Source organism: Hoeflea sp. YIM 152468, from assembly GCF_029210485.1.
GTDB lineage: Bacteria > Pseudomonadota > Alphaproteobacteria > Rhizobiales > Rhizobiaceae > Hoeflea.
In genome coordinates this window covers 91,344-108,306 of the sequence record NZ_JARGET010000013.1, presented here as the reverse complement: position 1 = coordinate 108,306, position 16,963 = coordinate 91,344, and the positions used below count along the sequence as shown (strand labels likewise).

Below are 16,963 nucleotides of genomic sequence, written 5' to 3'. Positions count from 1 at the left end.
TCAGTCGATCTTCGTGACGGAAGCGATGACGAAGGTGTGCAGTTCATCCTCGCCATGATCGCGAATCGAGATGTATTCGCCGGTCTTGAAAGTGTGGTTGGACAGACGGAAACCGGTTTCGTCGTCATCGTCGTCGTCGGGATTGTAATCGAAAATCCAGCCTCCTTTCGGCTGATGGACGAGATGACCCAGTTCTGAGCGTTCGCCATCCCAGAAGCGCACGACAGTTGAAGCGGAGGGCGATCTCTCCCAAGCCTGCTTGTCGAGATGACCATCTGCATCCAGCGGCGCATGGATGTCATAACCGCGGTGAAGATTGCCTTCGGGAAATTCCTTGTTGCGGGCCATGACCAGGTGGATGTGGTGAAGCGTCATGTCATTCTCCAATTCATGCGATGGCTGGAATTCCATCCTGTGGTCCAGGCCGGCGCGCCGCCTTGATCTGGCGCAAACCAGTGTCGCGGGTTGCGTTGGAGGGGCGAGTATGATGTTGAGACCAGGAACAAACCAAGCCGCCGGGAGTGTGGCGCATGGAGGAAGTATGCAGTTTGAAGGCACATCCGCCTATGTGGCGGAAAAGGATCTCACGGTAGCAGTGAATGCAGCCATTCGACTCGAGCGGCCGCTTCTGGTCAAAGGCGAGCCCGGCACAGGAAAAACCGAGCTTGCCATCCAGATTGCCCAGGCGCTTGGCCTTGAGCTGATCGAGTGGTCGGTCAAATCCACCACCAAGGCACAGCAGGGGCTTTACGAATATGACGCAGTCAGCCGGTTGCGCGACAGCCAGCTTGGCGACGAGCGGGTCAATGATGTCGCCAACTACATCCGGCGCGGCAAGCTCTGGGACGCGTTTGACGCGGACAGGAAAACAGTGCTGCTGATTGATGAAATCGACAAGGCAGACATCGAATTCCCCAATGATTTGCTGCAGGAACTCGACCGCATGGAGTTCTTTGTCTACGAGACCGGTCAAACCATCCGGGCCCGGCAGCGGCCGATCGTCATCATCACTTCGAACAATGAGAAGGAACTGCCGGATGCGTTTTTGCGCCGGTGTTTCTTTCACTACATTCGGTTCCCCGACATGGAAACCCTGCAGCGAATCGTCGATGTGCATTATCCTGGCATCAAGCAGGCTCTGGTGCGCGAGGCGCTCAACCAGTTCTACGAGATCCGTGAGACCCCGGGGCTGAAGAAGAAGCCATCGACTTCCGAGGCGCTCGACTGGATCCGGCTTCTGGTGTCCGATGATGTGGAGCCGGAAACTTTGCGTGGAGATGCCAGGAATGCATTGCCGAAACTGCACGGGGCTCTTCTGAAAAACGAGCAGGACGTGCATTTGTTTGAAAGGCTGGCATTCTTGGCGCGGCAGCGCGGCGGTTAGTCCGGGCTGGTAATCAATTGGCGATGTTTGGCTGATAGCGTGAGCTTGTCCTGAACATCGCGAGAGGCAATTTTATTGCTGAATGCCACCCTGTCCTATGAATTGCTTGGGCCCGTGATCCTCGTGGCGGCTGGCAGTGCGTTTCTGTTGCTGTTTCTGCATGATCGCAAGCAACTGCCTGCCCTGAGATTGTCTGGAGCCTATTTTCTGTCGCTCGCCGGCTATCTCGCGGTCATGCAGGTCGACGGCGAGCCTCAGCCCGCAACGCTGGCGGTTATTCTGGCCTCGCTTTTTTGCGGGCACTTTCTGTTGGTCTGGGGTGTAAGCTCGCTTTTCGGAAGGGATTTTCCCCGATGGCGCTTCGGGTTTGCGGTCCTGTTGGCCGGGATCCTCATCCTCTACGCCAGTGTCAGTGGGCCGCTGTTCTGGCTCCGGTTTGCGGCTGTCAGCGGGTTCACTGTTGTGGTCAACCTCATCTGCTGTGCGCTGGTCTGGAAGGCAAGAAGCCACCGGGTCGACATGATTGTCGCTTCGGTCTTTCTGATCCAGGCGGTGCTGACGGTAAACAGGATCGTTCAGGTCCAGTTGTCTGAGATTGACCTGACAGCGCACAGCGTTTTCAAGAACTCCCACTTTGCGCCGTCAATGCAGACCGAGAATGCAATATTTGCGATTGTGATCGGCCTTGCATTGTTTGCCCGCAATTCGGTGACCCTGGTGATGAAGCTCAAGCACCTTGCGGAAACCGATCCGCTGACAGGACTTCTCAACCGCCGTGCATTCGAAGCCAGGGCCCAGGCGTTGCGCTCAGCAGCAGCACCGCTGCCCACCGGCCTGATCTTTTGCGATATCGATCACTTCAAACGTGTCAATGACAGCCACGGGCATGAGATGGGAGACCGGGCCCTCATCGCATTCGCCAGGCAGCTGGAGCGTGAGACGCCGGATACCGCGATATGCGCGCGGCTCGGCGGAGAGGAATTCTGCGTTCTTGTCGCTGGTGTCAATGACGAGACGATCCGGCTTCAGGCGACACATCTTCGCAGCGCGGTCGAATGGCTGCAAATTCCCACCAGTACTGGACGTCTCGGGCTAACGGCGAGTTTTGGCTATTGCAGGCTGGATCCGGGTGATGACCTGCAGGCGGCGATGGCAAGTGTCGACGCAGCCGTTTACAAGGCAAAGAGCGATGGTCGCAATCAGGTGCGGGAGGCGGCGCCGTCTGCCGGCAATTCCGGCCTGGTGCACATCGTCTAGGCTGGCGGCCGACCCTGATGATCCGTCGTTCAAGCAGGGGAAGAGGTTGTCAGTGTGGTGCAAAATCGGCGTGCTTTAGACTGATTGACCAAATGGCCTTGCGATCCTAAATTGGGGCCGTGGTGATTTGGCCGGCCGGCTTGCAGCCACGTTAAACAACTTGCTAAATGGCCGACGGGGCGTGTTCCCAACGGACCGGCAGTGTTGTCTTCGCGGCCGGTTTTCTTGTTGGAGCTCAGAGCCTCATGCCAATCCGAATCCCAGACGGACTTCCCGCCCGCAATGTGCTGGTGCGTGAGGGTGTGCAGATCCTGGATGAATCCGTTGCCGTGCGGCAGGATATCCGGCCTTTGCACATCGGCCTTCTCAATCTCATGCCCAACAAGATCGCCACGGAAACACAGATTGCGCGGCTTATCGGGGCGTCCCCGCTCCAGGTGGAATTGACGCTGGTGCGGATCGGGTCGCACACTGCCAAGAACACATCCGAAGAGCATCTGATCAATTTCTACCATACCTGGGACGAGGTGAAGCACCGCAAGTTTGACGGGTTCATCATCACCGGTGCACCGATTGAAACCTTGCCGTTTGAGGACGTGACCTATTGGCGCGAGCTTGAGGATATCCTCGACTGGACCACCACGCATGTCCATTCCAGCTTTTTTGTCTGTTGGGGCGCGATGGCTGCAGCATGGCATTTCCACCGCGTGCAGAAGCGCGCTCTGCCGGAGAAAGCCTTCGGTGTCTATCGCCACCGCAATCTTAATCCGGCCTCGCCATATTTGATGGGGTTCTCGGACGATTTCCAGGTGTCGGTGTCGCGTTGGACGGAGGTTCGTCGCGAAGACCTGACGCCGGATTTTGAGGTGCTTATGGAAAGCGACCAGACCGGCTTGTGCCTGTTGCATGAGGCTTTCGCCAACCGGCTCTATATCTTCAATCACATCGAGTACGACTCCGGGACGCTGGCGGAGGAGTACTTCCGCGACGTGAAGGCAGGCATGTCGATCAAGCCGCCCCACAATTATTTCCCCGATGACAATCCCGACAACAAGCCGTCAAATCGGTGGCGCAGCCATGCCTTTCTCCTGTTCGGCAACTGGATCAATCAGGTCTATCAGACCACGCCATTCAACATCGAGGAGGTTGGTGAGGATCGAGCATCCAGGCCGGCAAGGGGAGTAGATGGATGACCGGAAAATTCGACATACGGCCGATCAGCGTGGCGGATGAGCCGGAATGGCGCAGGGTGTGGACGCATTATCTGGAGTTTTATGAAACGCGCGTGCCGGAAGAGGTGTACCGGACAACGTTTGCGCGACTGACCGGCGAGCATGTCGTTGGCGCAGCGTCGTTTTACGAGCCACGCGGATTGCTGGCGCTGCTGGACGGCAAGCCGGTCGGTCTGGTGCATTATTTCTATCACCGGCACGGCTGGAAAGTGGAGCATGTCTGCTATCTGCAGGATCTCTATGCAGCCGAAGAGGTGCGCGGCACCGGGCTTGGCCGGGCGCTGATTGAAGCGGTCTATGCGCGCGCCGATGCGGATGGCTGTCCGGCTGTCTACTGGATGACGCAGGAGTTCAACGCACAAGCGCGCAAGCTTTATGACCGGATCGCCACGCTGACGCCCTTCGTCAAATACAGCCGTTGAGGCCAAACAAGGTCAGACAGCGGCGGTGGAGCGCTTTGAAGGAATGCGGCAGGCCTCCTCCGCGCGCAGGCTGCGTCTGCCTGAGATGATCTGAACACGCGCGCTGAGCGGCTGGCTTCCGCGAGCCTGTAATGTGTGGCACACTGCCGTTCTGCATGCGAAATTGCCTCGGCGCCGGCGTGTGAGATGACTGTACGCGAAGACAGGACATTTGAAAAAATCGTTGCGGGAGCCATCGCGCTTGTGCTGGTTCTGCTCGCGATCGGGCTGGCATTTCGTGACGACCCGGCGGAGAAGCCGCCCATCGCGATCGCCGGTGGTGGCTTCATCTACAATTACCGTGAAGCAGATGTTTTTTACGGTTTTACCGCGCAGGTGCTCAAGCCGCTGCCGATCGGGTGCTGGCTGATTGCCGAGTTCGAGGACCCCGGCGGCGGGCCGGCGCTGGTGGTCGAAACCCGGCTTCATGCGCGCAGCAGCCGTTACGGTGTGCGCTCACCAAGCCTGCGAGGGGTGAAAGCCGGAAAGCCATACCGGGTCTCGGTCCGGCTTTACGATTATACCCGCACCGACCTGATCTGGTCCGGACAGAAGGTCTTTGCCAGCCTGATTGACGATACGGTCGTCCCCGACAGGCCGCTGACCATCGGTCCTGGCTATTTCCCCAATCCGGAGCTGACCGGCGGCTAAACCGGTTGGCAACAGACCGGTGTTGCGGCTAAGGTCGCGCGCATGTTCCTGCCATTTTTTCTAGAGCTCAAAGCAGCCAAGGTTCCCGTCTCGCTGCGCGAATACCTCACCCTGATGCAAGGTCTTGAGGCCGGTCTGGCCCGTTATGATGTCGAGGGGTTCTATTATCTGGCCCGTGCCGCACTGGTGAAGGATGAGCGCCATATCGATCGCTTCGACAAGGTGTTCTCGCACTATTTCCGCGGCGTCGCGGCGGTGGCCGGGGAAAGCGGGGTGGATGCGCGCAACCTTCCCGAGGATTGGCTGCGGCGGATGGCGGAAAAACATCTGACCGGAGAAGAAAAGAAGCTGATTGAATCCCTGGGTGGATTTGACAGGCTGATGGAGACGCTCAAACAACGGCTGGAAGAGCAGCAAGAACGGCATCAAGGCGGATCAAAATGGATCGGCACGGCGGGCACGTCGCCGTTCGGCGCCTATGGCTACAACCCGGAAGGCGTTCGTATCGGCCAGGATCGCAGCCGTCATCGCCGGGCGGTCAAGGTCTGGGACAGGCGCGAATTCAAGAACCTTGATGACACAGTGGAACTTGGCACCCGCAACATCAAGGTTGCGCTGAGACGGCTCAGGCGCTGGGTGCGTCAGGGGGCAGCCGAGGAGTTCGACCTGGCGGGCACCATTCAGGCGACCGCCGAGCATGGCTGGCTGGATGTGAAGACCCGCCCTGAACGGCGCAATGCCGTCAAGCTGCTGATGTTTTTTGATGTCGGTGGATCGATGGATGATCATGTCAAGGTGGTCGAAGAGCTGTTTTCGGCAGCCCGTTCGGAATTCCGGCACATGGATTATTTCTACTTCCACAATTGCCTCTATGAAGGTGTCTGGCGGGACAACGACAGGCGGCAGCAGGTGCTGCCGACGGAAGAGCTGCTGCGCACCTATGGATCGGACTACCGGGTGATTTTTGTTGGCGATGCGGCGATGAGTCCTTACGAGATCGTCAGTCGCGGCGGCTCGGTGGAGCACTGGAACGAGGAGCCGGGGCAGGTCTGGCTCACGCGGGTGCTCGATCATTTCCACAAGGTTGCCTGGCTCAATCCGACACCGGAGGCGTATTGGACCCATACCCACTCCACCGGGATGATCAGGCAGCTGTTTTCCGACCGGATGTTTCCGATGACGCTGTCCGGGCTGGAAGCGGCGACGCGGCAGCTGACGCGCTAATGCAGGTTGCGTTCAAACCTGTTGAGTTGGACGGTACCGCACATGCCGTGATTCAATGAAATACAGCATCCTTGGCGCATCCGATCGGATGCGCGGCGCTGTCGCGATTTTGCGCCGCATTGTAATCTTGTCAGGCTCGATCCGATACTATCCGAAACCGAATCAACGGGAGACGCGGCATGGCGATTGAAGCTTTTGGCCAGACAGCAGACGGGCAGACCGTGCACCGGATCCGGCTGGAAGGCGGCGGCCTGACGGCCAGGATCATGACCTGGGGGGCGACCTTGCAGGATCTGAGGCTGGAGGGGCATGACGCGCCGCTGACACTGGGGTTTCCCGATTTTGCCAGCTATCCGGCGCATTCCCCCTATTTCGGGGGAACCCCGGGCCGGCATGCCAACCGGATTGCCGGTGGCCGGTTCAGCCTGGATGGCGTGGATTACCAGCTCGAGCTCAACGAGAACGGCATCAACCACCTGCATGGCGGCAGTGCCGGGATAGCCAAGCGATTGTGGACGCTGGACAGCCACGGCGTCGATCATGCGGTGTTTTCGATTATCGATCCGGACGGGCAGTCGGGCTATCCGGGAACCCTGAAAGTCGAGGCCCGGTACGAGCTGCGACCTGGCGGCTGCATGGCGATCACCTATACCAGCGTCACGGACCGGCCGACCCTGGCCAACATCGCCCATCACAGCTATTTCAACCTTGATGGCTCGGACACTGTGCTCGATCATGAGCTGATGATTGCCGCCGATCATTATCTTCCGGTCAACGACCATCAAATACCGACCGGCGAGATCAGGGCGGTGGAGGGCAGCGATTTCGATTTTCGCGAGATGCGGCCGATCCGTCGATCGGGCGCGGAGGGTCAGGTGGCTTACGATCACAATTTCTGCCTGTCATCGGAACGTGTCGGCGTGCGCACCATTGCCCTTGCGCATTCGATTGACTCCGGCATCGCCATGGAGCTGCGCTCGAGCGAGGCGGGGTTGCAGTTCTACACCGGCTTCAAGATCATGCCGTCGGTGCCTGGGCTGGCCGGCAAGCCCTATTCGGCTTGTGCCGGGTTCTGTCTTGAAACCCAGAGCTGGCCAGACAGTCCCAATCATCCCGGGTTTGCGGGCGCCGTGTTGCTGCCTGGGGAAAAGCGGGTCCAGCACACCGAGCATGTGTTCATTCGCAATTGAGGATGTGGCCGGCGAATAGGGTCCGCAGGTCCGTTACGGGGTAACGCATCGGTCTTGTGTCTCGGATCAGGCTTGGTAAAGTCGACCGCAGGCGGGGGCATTCCGCGGTCGGACGGTGTCAGGGATCAGTTTTTGCAATGACCAAGATCGTGACCACCGGGGTCGCTGTTGTGGATTTTGTCTTCTTTCTGGATGAGATGCCGCGACAGGCGGAGAAATACCGGGCGCGGGCTGCCGAGATCACGGGCGGCGGAGGGGCAGCGAATGCCGCTGCGGCCATTGCCCGGCTGGGTGGGCATGCGATGCTGGCCACTCGGCTCGGCTCGGATCAGGTGGCCGACATCATTGCCGCGGGGCTTGAAGCCGCTGGTGTCGACTGCGCCTTGCTTCGCCGGTTTGAGGGGCGGCGGTCTTCCTTTTCTTCGGTCTTCATCGATCAGTGCGGCGAGCGCCAGATCGTCAATTTTCGTGATCCCGAGCTGCCGATGGATGCGGGCTGGCTGACGTCAGCCCTGCCGGATGATTTTGACGCTGCGCTTGCCGATACGCGCTGGCCGGATGGCGCCGAAGTGCTGATGCGAAGGGCACGTGAGCGCGGACTGCCAGCGGTGCTCGATGGAGAGGCGCCAATCCGGGAGGCGGAAGCGGCGCTCCATCTGGCCAGCCATATCGCCTTCTCCGCGCAGGGGCTGCGCGACTGGGGCGGGCATGACGATCTTGGCGCGGCGCTCAACGATGTCGCAGCGCAGACCGGCGCCTTCGTCTGTGTCACCGATGGCGCAAAGGGGGTGACCTGGCGGCACGGAACTCAATCCGGGTTCGAGCCTGCGTATGCAATCAGCCCGATCGACACGCTGGGTGCGGGTGATGTCTGGCATGGCGCCTTTGCGCTCCAGCTGGGCAAGGGAGCGCAGCCGCCCGCCGCAATCCGGTTCGCCAATGCGGTGGCGGCGATCAAATGCACGCGGGCCAATGGCCGTGACGGCTACCCCACGGCAGCGGAAACCGAAGCTTTCATGAAAGAGGCTCCCAGGTTCGCCTGAGCCGAGCTGCTTCCAGAGCCCACATTGTCTGCCGGATGGGGCCGGATTGCTCAGGATGACGATGGCCGATTCTCGCCGTGGGCCCCGATCGCGCCCGAGCTGTTGTTATCCTGGCTGGATGCGGGCGCTGGCTCAGTCGAGCAGCAGGCGATTGACAACACGTGGCTTGTCGCCCGGATTTTCTCCCGGCGCGATGATGATGGCTTCACCCTGGCGCGGCGTTGTTCCGGCGATGGCCTTGATCAACAACGGATGGGTGACCATCAACAGGTTGCCGGCGCCATAGAATTCTTCAACGGCCGTGATCAGCTCGGCCGGGATCTCATCAGGGTCGGCGCCGCCGACAATTGAATTGAGATAGGCCTTGGTTTCCACATTGCTGCGGCCAAACGCGAGTTCAGCCGTCTCCACGGCGCGGCAGAATTCGCCGGCATAGATCGCGTTGATCGACACCGCGCGGGCGGCAAAGCGCATGCCGATGCGGCGGGATTCCTGGATGCCCCGATCGGTCAGGCTTTTTCGGCTTTCGCAATCACCGAGATCCGGCCTCAGCGGCTCGCCGCCGCCCGGGGTGCGCGAGTATCCAAGCAGTATTGTGTAACCGCCTTGCGCCAATCGCGCCCAGGCGGCTTCGGTTGCAAAGCCTTTGGTGGGCTGGGCAGTGGCGACGATGGCCATCGCAAGAATCAAGGCCGCAGGCCAACGTCTCAACATCAATCTCATCCCTGTAATCTAATGCTTTTACCGGGTGATGTAAGGGGGCATGTTGAAGTCTGGTGAAACTCTGATGATCGCGGCGCCGCCGCCCGCATGCCAGGCCTTCAAAGTGGCTTTGTCCGATGGTTTTGCGGGTGGATGCAGGGATGCGGAATTGGCGTCATCGGCGGAGCGATCAGCACAACCGGCGAGGCGGTCTTTCTTGCCGCTATCAGCGCAGATTGACCGCATAATGAATGTCGCGGGAAATGCAGCGTGACCATCTGAGTTCGACTGGGCGTTTTTCCAGATCGCGCGCCAGCCGGCTGATGAGCAGCAGCGGCTCGCCCTGATCGCAGCCGAGTTTGGCAGCATCGCGGGTGCTGGCCGCAATGGCCTTGAGGCGCTCCTCGGCACTGGCGATGGTAATTCCCCAGCGCTCCGAATAGAGCCGGTAGAGATTGTTGGGGATGATCGTCAGGTGATCGAAATCGGGAAAGCGGCTGATAGGCAGCGTGATGGTCTCAACCAGGATAGGCTGACCGGAGAGCGAACGGATACGTTCGATGCGAAAGACTTTATCGCCTTTCTCCAGATCAAGCGCATCGGTCTCGGCCTTGGTCGGCTTGGCGTGTCCGGTGCTCAGAACACGGGAATCGGGGAAGCTGGGGTTGCCCTGGTCCGGCGACAGCCGGAAGAACTGAAACAAGATACGGCTTTCCTCAGGCTCGGCGACATAGGTGCCGCGGCCTTGGCGGCGCAGCAGCAAATTGTCCGCGGTCATCGAATCGAGCGCCTTGCGCACCGTTCCCTGACTGACTTTGAGCTGTCGCGCCAGTTCCGTTTCGCTGGGGAGAAGCATGCCTGGCGACCATTCGCCGTCGACCAGGCGGCGCACCAGCCTTTCTCGCACCTGAGCATAGAGCGGCTTGAAGCCGATCGGCTCTCCGGTGTGGCTTTCGGCGTCTTGCGGCCCTGATAATTTCTTTTCCATGTCCAACCCCGGTTGACATTCTGCGTCCGCTATATCTTATATCTTATATAAGACCTGTCCATCAAAAGGTGACAGCGTCCACATTATCTACCCAGGAGGACACTCGTGAGCACCCCTCATTTGTTGGTTCATGATCACGCGGACAATGTCGGCGTTGTTGTTGTTGAAGGCCTGGCCGCGGGCACCAAGATGCTGTGCGTGATCACGCATGACAATTCGAGCTTCGAGCTGGTGTCGAAGTCAGATGTGCCGATCGGCCACAAGATCGCGCTCAAGGACATTGGCTCGGGCGACACGGCGATCAAATACGGTGAGGACATCGGCAAGTTCGTCGCCGACGTGGAGAAGGGCGCCCATGTCCACACCCACAATCTCAAAACCAAGCGCTGGTAGGAGGCCGATCATGGCAACGAGTTATTCCAACATGACGTTTCAGGGCTACCGTCGCGAAAACGGCCGGGTGGGGGTTCGCAATCACGTCATCATCCTGCCGGTGGATGATATCTCCAATGCGGCCTGCGAAGCTGTCGCCAACAACATCAAGGGCACGCTGGCCTTGCCGCATGCCTATGGCCGGCTGCAGTTCGGCGAGGATCTGGATCTGCATTTCCGCACCATGATCGGCACCGGCGCCAACCCGAATGTCGCCGCGGTGGTGGTGATCGGCATCGAGCCGGGCTGGACCAAGAAGATTGTCGATGGCATTGCTGCCACCGGCAAGCCGGTGAGCGGTTTCTCGATCGAGCAGAATGGTGATCTCAAGACCATCATGGACGCTTCGCGCGTGGCCAAGGAGTACGTGCATTTTGCCTCCGAGTTGCAGCGCGAGGAATGTCCGATCTCGGACTTGTGGATTTCAACCAAATGCGGCGAGAGTGACACCACGACCGGGCTCGGCTCCTGTCCGACTGTGGGCAATATGTATGACAAGCTGCTGCCTGAAGGTATCTATGGCTGCTTTGGCGAAACCTCGGAAATCACCGGGGCGGAGCACATCTGCAAGGCCCGCGCCATCAGTGATGAGGTCGGCGACCGCTGGTATGCGATGTGGAAGGCCTATCAGGACGACGTCATCTTCGCTCACCAGACCGACGATCTCTCCGACAGCCAGCCGACCAAGGGCAATATCGAGGGCGGCCTGACCACGATCGAGGAAAAGGCGCTGGGCAATCTCGAAAAGATTGGCCGGACGTCGAAATATATCGACATCCTTGAGCCGGCGGAAGCGCCTCAATCGGGCAAGGGGCTGTATTTCATGGACTCTTCCTCAGCGGCGGCGGAATGCGTGACCCTGATGGCGGCGGGCGGCTATGTGGTGCACACCTTCCCCACAGGTCAGGGAAATGTGGTCGGCAATCCGATCGTGCCGGTGATCAAGATCAGCGCCAACCCGCGCACGGTCAGGACCATGAGCGAGCATGTCGATGTCGACGTCTCGGGCATTCTGCGCCGGGACATGACCATCGACGAGGCCGGGGACGCGCTGATCGAGATGATCATCCGCACGTCCAACGGTCGCGCCACCGCAGCCGAAGCGCTCGGGCACCGCGAATTCTCCATGACGAAACTCTATCGCAGCGCCTGACCAACAGACCGAGTTCATCATGGCTGATATCGTCATCACTGAATTCATGGACGAGGCGGCGGTTGCCCGCCTCGCTCAGCTTTACGAGACACATTATGATCCGGAACTGGTCGACGATCCGGCGGCACTGCATTCTCTGCTGACATCAGCGCGGGCCCTGATCGTGCGCAATCGCACCCAGGTGGGCGAATCTGTTTTGAGCATGGGGCCGAAACTGCGTGTCGTGGGACGGCTGGGCGTCGGGCTCGACAATATCGATGTCGCGGCCTGCAGGGCGAGATCGATCCCGGTGATTCCGGCCACCGGAGCCAATGATTTGTCGGTCGCCGAATATGTCATCACCACCGCGTCGATGCTGTTGCGCGGTGCGTTTCTGCGTTCGGCCGAGGTCGCGGCGGGTGGCTGGCCGCGCCAGTCGCTGATGGGGCGCGAACTCGCCGGCAAGACCATCGGTCTTGTCGGCTATGGCTCGATTGCACGCGAAGTCGCCTGGCGGGCGCATATGTTGGGCATGCACGTTGTCGCCTGCGATCCCTATCTGTTGGCCGATCATCCTGGCTGGCAGATCGCCCGCAATGTCTCGCTCGATGCAGTGCTGGAACTTGGTGATGTGGTCTCGCTGCATACGCCGCTGACGGAAGCGACCCGGTACATGATTGACGCCAGGGCGTTGTCGAGCATGAAGTCGGATGCAATCCTCATCAATGCAGCGCGGGGCGGTCTCGTCGATGAACCGGCGCTCGCAGACGCGTTGAAGGCGGGCGCGCTGGGTGGAGCCGCGCTCGACGTGTTCGAAGCCGAGCCGCTGACCAAGGAAGCCGGCGCAAAGTTCAAGGGTCTCGGCAATCTGGTGCTGACACCGCATATCGCCGGCGTTACCGACGAATCCAATCTGCGGGTCAGTCATCTGATCGCCGAGAAAGTGCTGGAAGCGCTGGGGAGCAAGACATGAGCGACATGGTGACAATGACGCCCGATGCCGTCACCGCGTTGATAGTTGCAGCGCTCAGGCGTAGCGGCACGTCTGAGGCCAATGCGGCTTCGGTGGCGCGGGCGCTGCTGGCGGCCGAACTGGCCGGGCAGAGTGGCCACGGGCTCAGGCGGGTTGCGGCCTATTCGGCGCAGGCAAAGGCGGGAAAGGTCGACGGTATGGCCATACCCACGGGTGAGACCCTGCGGCCGGGCGCGCTGGCAATCGATGCCGGCAATGGCTTTGCCTATCCGGCACTCGATCTGGCACTCGACTGGCTGCCCGATGCCGCAAAAGCGCAAGGGATTGCCATCGCCGGTATCCGCCGGTCGCATCATTGTGGTGTGGCGGGAGTGATTGTCGAGGCGCTGGCCGAGCGTGGTATTGCCGCGCTGATGGTCGCCAATGCACCGGCGGCGATGGCGCCATGGGGCGGCAACCGGGCGCTGTTCGGGACCGATCCGATTGCCTTTGCGGCGCCGCTGTCTGATGGCGCCCCGGTGGTGATCGACATTTCGCTGTCGAAGGTGGCGCGCGGCAAGATCATGGCTGCGGCACAGAAGAACGAGGCAATTCCGGAAGGTTGGGCGCTGGATCTTGACGGCAACCCGACGACCGATGCCAAGGCAGCGCTTGCCGGTACGATGATCCCGCTGGGAGATGCCAAAGGCACAGCTCTGGCGCTGATGGTGGAGCTGCTGTGTGCGGGGCTGACGGGCGCCAATTACGCCTGGCAGGCCACATCCTATTTCGATGACAAGGGCGACCCTCCGGGGACCGGTCAGGCGATCATCGCCATCGATCCCGATGCCTTCGGGCCAGGGGGGGCTGAGCGAATGGCGTTGATGGCCGGGATGGTGGCAGGCACCGAAGGCGCGCGGCTGCCAGGCCGCCGTCGGCAGCAGATCCGCGCCGGTTATGTCGAGAACGGGATCCCGGTGGAGGCAGACCTGGCAGAGTCCATTCGCGGCATCGGTCTCTGAGACCGCTAAAACGCGCCGCATCAAACCGGTTCCGGGTGACGCGCCTTAGGCTCCTTGTTTACGCATGTCGTTGCCGCAAAACCGCTGCACAGTTTTGCGTGACATGCATGCGCATGAGGGCCCGAATTTCGTTGCGGCGGGTTCAGTAAAGCAACCTGACAGCAACAAGCGTGATGGCCGGGAACATGGTCAGGATGGCGACGCGGACGATGTCAGTGAGCACGAACGGAAACACGCCTCGATAGGTGGCTGAGAGAGGCGTGTCCTTTGCCATGGAATTGATGACAAACAGATTCATGCCCACCGGTGGTGTTATCAACCCGACCTCGACCACGATCAGAACGATGATGCCGAACCAGAGCGCGAATTCCTCGGGCGTCAGGCCGAAATCCAGCGCCGCCATGATCGGGAAGAAAATCGGCACGGTGAGCAGGATCATCGAGAGCGAGTCCATGATGCAGCCGAAGACGAGATAGAGCAGCAGCACCACAACCATGATCAGCCAAGGATTGAAGTCCTGGTTGCCGACATAGGCGGCAGCGGTCTGGGGCAATTGGCTCAGCGCCAGAAATGCATTGTAGACCCCGGCGCCAAAGACGATGAGAAAGATCATGCCGGTGGCGCTGGCAGTGGCGAGAATGGAGGTCACCAAGGTCGACCGGTTCAGCCCGCGATTGAACAGTGCAATGACGCCGGTGCCGAACGCGCCGATGGCGGCGGCTTCGGTCGGGGTGAAAATGCCGCCGTAGATGCCACCGACGACGGCGATGAAGACGATGAGAACCGGCCCGACCGCGATCAGGCTGCGGAACCGCTCGGAATAGGACGCGCGTTGCCGGCTTCCGGCAGAGCCCGGCTTCAGCCGGACATAGATGGCAATGGCGATCATATAGCCGATCGCCGCCAGAATGCCCGGGATGAAGGCGGCAACAAACAGTTTGGCGATGTTCTGTTCGGTCAGAATGGCATAGATGACGAGGATCACCGACGGCGGAATCAGAATGCCGAGCGTGCCGCCGGCGGCCAGTGCGCCGGTGGCGAGCTCACCGGAATAGCCGTAACGCTTGAGTTCGGGCAGGGCGACCTGGCCCATGGTCGCGGCGGTGGCCAGTGATGAGCCGCAGATAGCGCCAAAGCCGGCGCAGGCACCAACCGCCGCCATGGCGACGCCACCCTTCTTGTGCCCCATCCAGGTCTCGGCCGCCTTGAACAGGGCCTGGGACATGCCACCCAGGGTGGCGAACTGGCCCATCAGCAAAAACAACGGAATGATGGACAGAGAGTAGCTGGAAAACGTGCCCCAGGTCAGGTTCTTGAGCTGGGCGAAAATCATCAGGAACGAGCCGTTGATGAAATAGCTGCCGCCAATGCCGGTGATCAGCATGGCAAGTCCGATCGGAATGCGCAGGAAAATCAACAGCAGCAGAACCGGAAAGGAGAGAAGTGCAATGTCTATATTGCTCAACGGACTATCTCTCCTTGGGCCTGATCACGGCCTGTGACAAGCGCTTTTACGCTCAGAACCAGACACCAAAAACTGATGACGACAAAACCGATCGCGCCGACCAGGCCGGATGCATAGGCCCACCAGAGCGGATACTGGATGATGAATGTGGTTTCGCCATAGGCGAATTTGTCGAGGGTCCCTTGCCAATGCTTCCAGGTCAGCAGAAGCGCAATGGCAACCATCAGCAGATCGGCAACCAGATCGATAAGCCGGTTGATGCCGTCACTCATATGCATGGTGATGATTTCCACGGAGGCGTGTTGGCGGTTTATCTGTACCCAGGGCAGAAACGAGAAGACGGCAAAGCCGGTGCCCAGTTCGACAAGCTCGAAATCCCCGCGGATCGGACCCAGCCCGATCCAGAGCAGTGCACGTCCGGTGATCGAGGTCACGGTGGCCAGTATGACCGCGATCAGCGCCAGCCCGCCCAGAATGGCCAGCAGGGCGGCAAACGACCGCATCAGACGGTCTGTGCGCTCAAACATGAGCTGCATTCCCGATGCCACCGCCAACACGATCATTTTGCGAGATCAACGGCGGACGCGCGTTGAGTGTTTGGAGATCGAACCCGGCCAGAGCCTTGTAACGGGCGGCATGATCGGCGAGGTCCTCAGCGCTCATAATATCGGTGATGGCGTCAAACATCCCCTGGCATTTGTCTTCGACAACTTGCATGATCTGGTCCGGTCCGTTTCCTCGGTTGGCGACGACGATCTTGCTGGTCGCCGGCCGACGTTCGTCTTCATAGGCGATTAGAGCAGCCGGGGACAGCCCTGATCTGACCAGATTCCGGCCCAGAATGCGCGCATCAAGGATTGCCTGGGACGCTCCGTTTGAGCCGATCGGGTACATTGGATGGGCCGCGTCGCCCATCAGCGTGACGGCTCCGTCCGTCCAGCTGTCGAGCGGATTTCGGTCGACCATGGGATACTCATAAATCTGTTCGGCAGTTCCGATCAGCGCGGGAATGTCGAGCCAGTCAAACTTCCAGTTTTTGAACGCGGGAAGAAAATCGGCCACATCGCCAGGGCGGTTCCAGTCCTCGCGGTTCCAGGCTGCATCGGGCGCCTTCTTGATTTCGGCCACCCAGTTGATGTCGGCGAGGCCTGATCCGGGATCTGCTTCCGAGATCGGATAGGTCACGAACTTTTGCCATTCATGGCCGACCATGGCCATGGTGGCGCCGGTCAGGAACGGCTTGGCACGGCTGGTTGCGCGCCACAGCACGGCCCCGCCCCAGATGGGCGAGCCTTCTTCGGGGTTCATCTGTGCGCGGATTGCCGAATGAATTCCGTCGGCTGCGACCAGCACATGGCCGCGTTCCGTTCTGGTCTGACCCTTGCGATTTTCAAGATGCAGGGTTGGCCCTTCGGCGTCCTGCGAATAGCCGGTGGCCTTCCAGCCGGTTTCGATAGCGCCAGGACCAAGCCTGGCGCGCACGGCCTGCATCAGCATGAGTTGCAGCTTGCCGCGGTGGACCGACCATTGCGGCCAGTCATAGCCCGCCTCGAGCCCGCGCGCCTCGGACCAGATCGGCCGGCCATGCTTGGAAAAATAGGCAACTTCGCGGGTGCGGATGCCGATGGCTTCGAGTTCGCCTTCCAGGCCAAGCTCGGTCAACTCGCGGATCGCATGTGGCTGAAGGTTGATGCCGACTCCGAGCGGGCGGATTTCATCGACCTGCTCGAACAGCTTAACCCGAAGGCCAATCTGATGGCAGGTGAGTGCAAAGGTCAGCCCGGCAATGCCGGCGCCTGCAACAAGTAAGGTCATGGTCGAAACCCGC

18 protein-coding genes and 1 riboswitch are annotated in these 16,963 nt (G+C 60.3%); of the genes, 12 read left to right on the top strand and 6 right to left on the bottom strand.

The annotated features are described in order from the left end of the window. Complete coding sequence (locus PZ897_RS08000) at window positions 1-375, bottom strand: hypothetical protein (RefSeq protein ID WP_275751485.1); 375 nt, start codon at window positions 373-375, stop codon at window positions 1-3. Between the two features lie 166 nt (window positions 376-541). Between PZ897_RS08000 and PZ897_RS07995 the strand changes: the two genes are divergently transcribed. From PZ897_RS07995 to PZ897_RS07960, 8 genes are all read left to right on the top strand, one after another. After that, a complete protein-coding gene (locus tag PZ897_RS07995; protein WP_275751484.1) occupies window positions 542-1,384 on the top strand; it encodes a MoxR family ATPase in 843 nt (280 codons plus the stop codon). Between the two features lie 75 nt (window positions 1,385-1,459). Continuing rightward, complete coding sequence (locus PZ897_RS07990) at window positions 1,460-2,641, top strand: diguanylate cyclase (RefSeq protein WP_275751483.1); 1,182 nt, start codon at window positions 1,460-1,462, stop codon at window positions 2,639-2,641. 109 nt (window positions 2,642-2,750) lie between these two features. After that, window positions 2,751-2,828: riboswitch (SAM riboswitch) on the top strand. Between the two features lie 58 nt (window positions 2,829-2,886). Continuing rightward, window positions 2,887-3,834 (top strand): homoserine O-succinyltransferase, encoded by a 948-nt coding sequence (gene metA / locus PZ897_RS07985; protein ID WP_275751482.1) that lies wholly within the window; start codon window positions 2,887-2,889, stop codon window positions 3,832-3,834. After that, complete coding sequence (locus tag PZ897_RS07980; protein WP_275751481.1) at window positions 3,831-4,295, top strand: GNAT family N-acetyltransferase; 465 nt, start codon at window positions 3,831-3,833, stop codon at window positions 4,293-4,295. Before metA ends, PZ897_RS07980 begins: the two co-directional genes overlap by 4 nt. A gap of 186 nt (window positions 4,296-4,481) precedes the next feature. Next, window positions 4,482-4,985: a hypothetical protein gene (locus PZ897_RS07975; protein WP_275751480.1), complete on the top strand. Its 504-nt coding sequence runs from the start codon at window positions 4,482-4,484 to the stop codon at window positions 4,983-4,985. Window positions 4,986-5,027: 42 nt separating this feature from the next. Continuing rightward, window positions 5,028-6,209 (top strand): VWA domain-containing protein, encoded by a 1,182-nt coding sequence (locus tag PZ897_RS07970; protein WP_275751479.1) that lies wholly within the window; start codon window positions 5,028-5,030, stop codon window positions 6,207-6,209. A gap of 179 nt (window positions 6,210-6,388) precedes the next feature. After that, window positions 6,389-7,399 (top strand): aldose epimerase family protein, encoded by a 1,011-nt coding sequence (locus PZ897_RS07965; protein ID WP_275751478.1) that lies wholly within the window; start codon window positions 6,389-6,391, stop codon window positions 7,397-7,399. Window positions 7,400-7,536: 137 nt separating this feature from the next. Then, window positions 7,537-8,442, top strand: a complete 906-nt coding sequence (locus PZ897_RS07960) for a PfkB family carbohydrate kinase (RefSeq protein ID WP_275751477.1) — start codon at window positions 7,537-7,539, stop codon at window positions 8,440-8,442. Between the two features lie 132 nt (window positions 8,443-8,574). Here the strand turns inward: PZ897_RS07960 and PZ897_RS07955 are convergent, their stop codons facing one another. Next, complete coding sequence (locus tag PZ897_RS07955; RefSeq protein ID WP_275751476.1) at window positions 8,575-9,156, bottom strand: histidine phosphatase family protein; 582 nt, start codon at window positions 9,154-9,156, stop codon at window positions 8,575-8,577. A gap of 214 nt (window positions 9,157-9,370) precedes the next feature. After that, window positions 9,371-10,132, bottom strand: coding sequence for a GntR family transcriptional regulator (locus PZ897_RS07950; RefSeq protein WP_275751475.1), 762 nt, complete (start codon window positions 10,130-10,132; stop codon window positions 9,371-9,373). 105 nt (window positions 10,133-10,237) lie between these two features. On the opposite strand from PZ897_RS07950, the gene PZ897_RS07945 reads away from it, so the two are divergent. The 4 genes from PZ897_RS07945 to PZ897_RS07930 are packed head-to-tail and all read left to right on the top strand — an operon-like array spanning window position 10,238 to window position 13,670. Continuing rightward, on the top strand, window positions 10,238-10,525 hold the full coding sequence (locus PZ897_RS07945) for a UxaA family hydrolase (RefSeq protein WP_275751474.1): 288 nt from the start codon (window positions 10,238-10,240) through the stop codon (window positions 10,523-10,525). Between the two features lie 10 nt (window positions 10,526-10,535). Then, window positions 10,536-11,717, top strand: coding sequence for a UxaA family hydrolase (locus PZ897_RS07940; RefSeq protein ID WP_275751473.1), 1,182 nt, complete (start codon window positions 10,536-10,538; stop codon window positions 11,715-11,717). A gap of 19 nt (window positions 11,718-11,736) precedes the next feature. Next, entirely contained in the window at window positions 11,737-12,669 is a 933-nt protein-coding gene (locus PZ897_RS07935; protein ID WP_275751471.1) for a hydroxyacid dehydrogenase, read from the top strand. Further along, the gene (locus tag PZ897_RS07930; RefSeq protein WP_275751469.1) at window positions 12,666-13,670 is read left to right on the top strand and encodes an Ldh family oxidoreductase; all 1,005 of its coding nucleotides are present in this window, start codon (window positions 12,666-12,668) and stop codon (window positions 13,668-13,670) included. The genes PZ897_RS07935 and PZ897_RS07930 overlap by 4 nt, the downstream gene beginning before the upstream one ends. Window positions 13,671-13,812: 142 nt before the next feature. Here PZ897_RS07930 and PZ897_RS07925 read toward each other — a convergent pair whose 3' ends face one another. The 3 genes from PZ897_RS07925 to PZ897_RS07915 are packed head-to-tail and all read right to left on the bottom strand — an operon-like array spanning window position 13,813 to window position 16,950. Next, window positions 13,813-15,135, bottom strand: coding sequence for a TRAP transporter large permease (locus PZ897_RS07925; protein WP_275751467.1), 1,323 nt, complete (start codon window positions 15,133-15,135; stop codon window positions 13,813-13,815). After that, a complete protein-coding gene (locus tag PZ897_RS07920) occupies window positions 15,132-15,662 on the bottom strand; it encodes a TRAP transporter small permease (protein WP_275751466.1) in 531 nt (176 codons plus the stop codon). The genes PZ897_RS07925 and PZ897_RS07920 overlap by 4 nt, the downstream gene beginning before the upstream one ends. Next, window positions 15,655-16,950, bottom strand: coding sequence for a flavin-dependent oxidoreductase (locus PZ897_RS07915; RefSeq protein ID WP_275751464.1), 1,296 nt, complete (start codon window positions 16,948-16,950; stop codon window positions 15,655-15,657). The genes PZ897_RS07920 and PZ897_RS07915 overlap by 8 nt, the downstream gene beginning before the upstream one ends. Window positions 16,951-16,963: the final 13 nt, after the last annotated feature.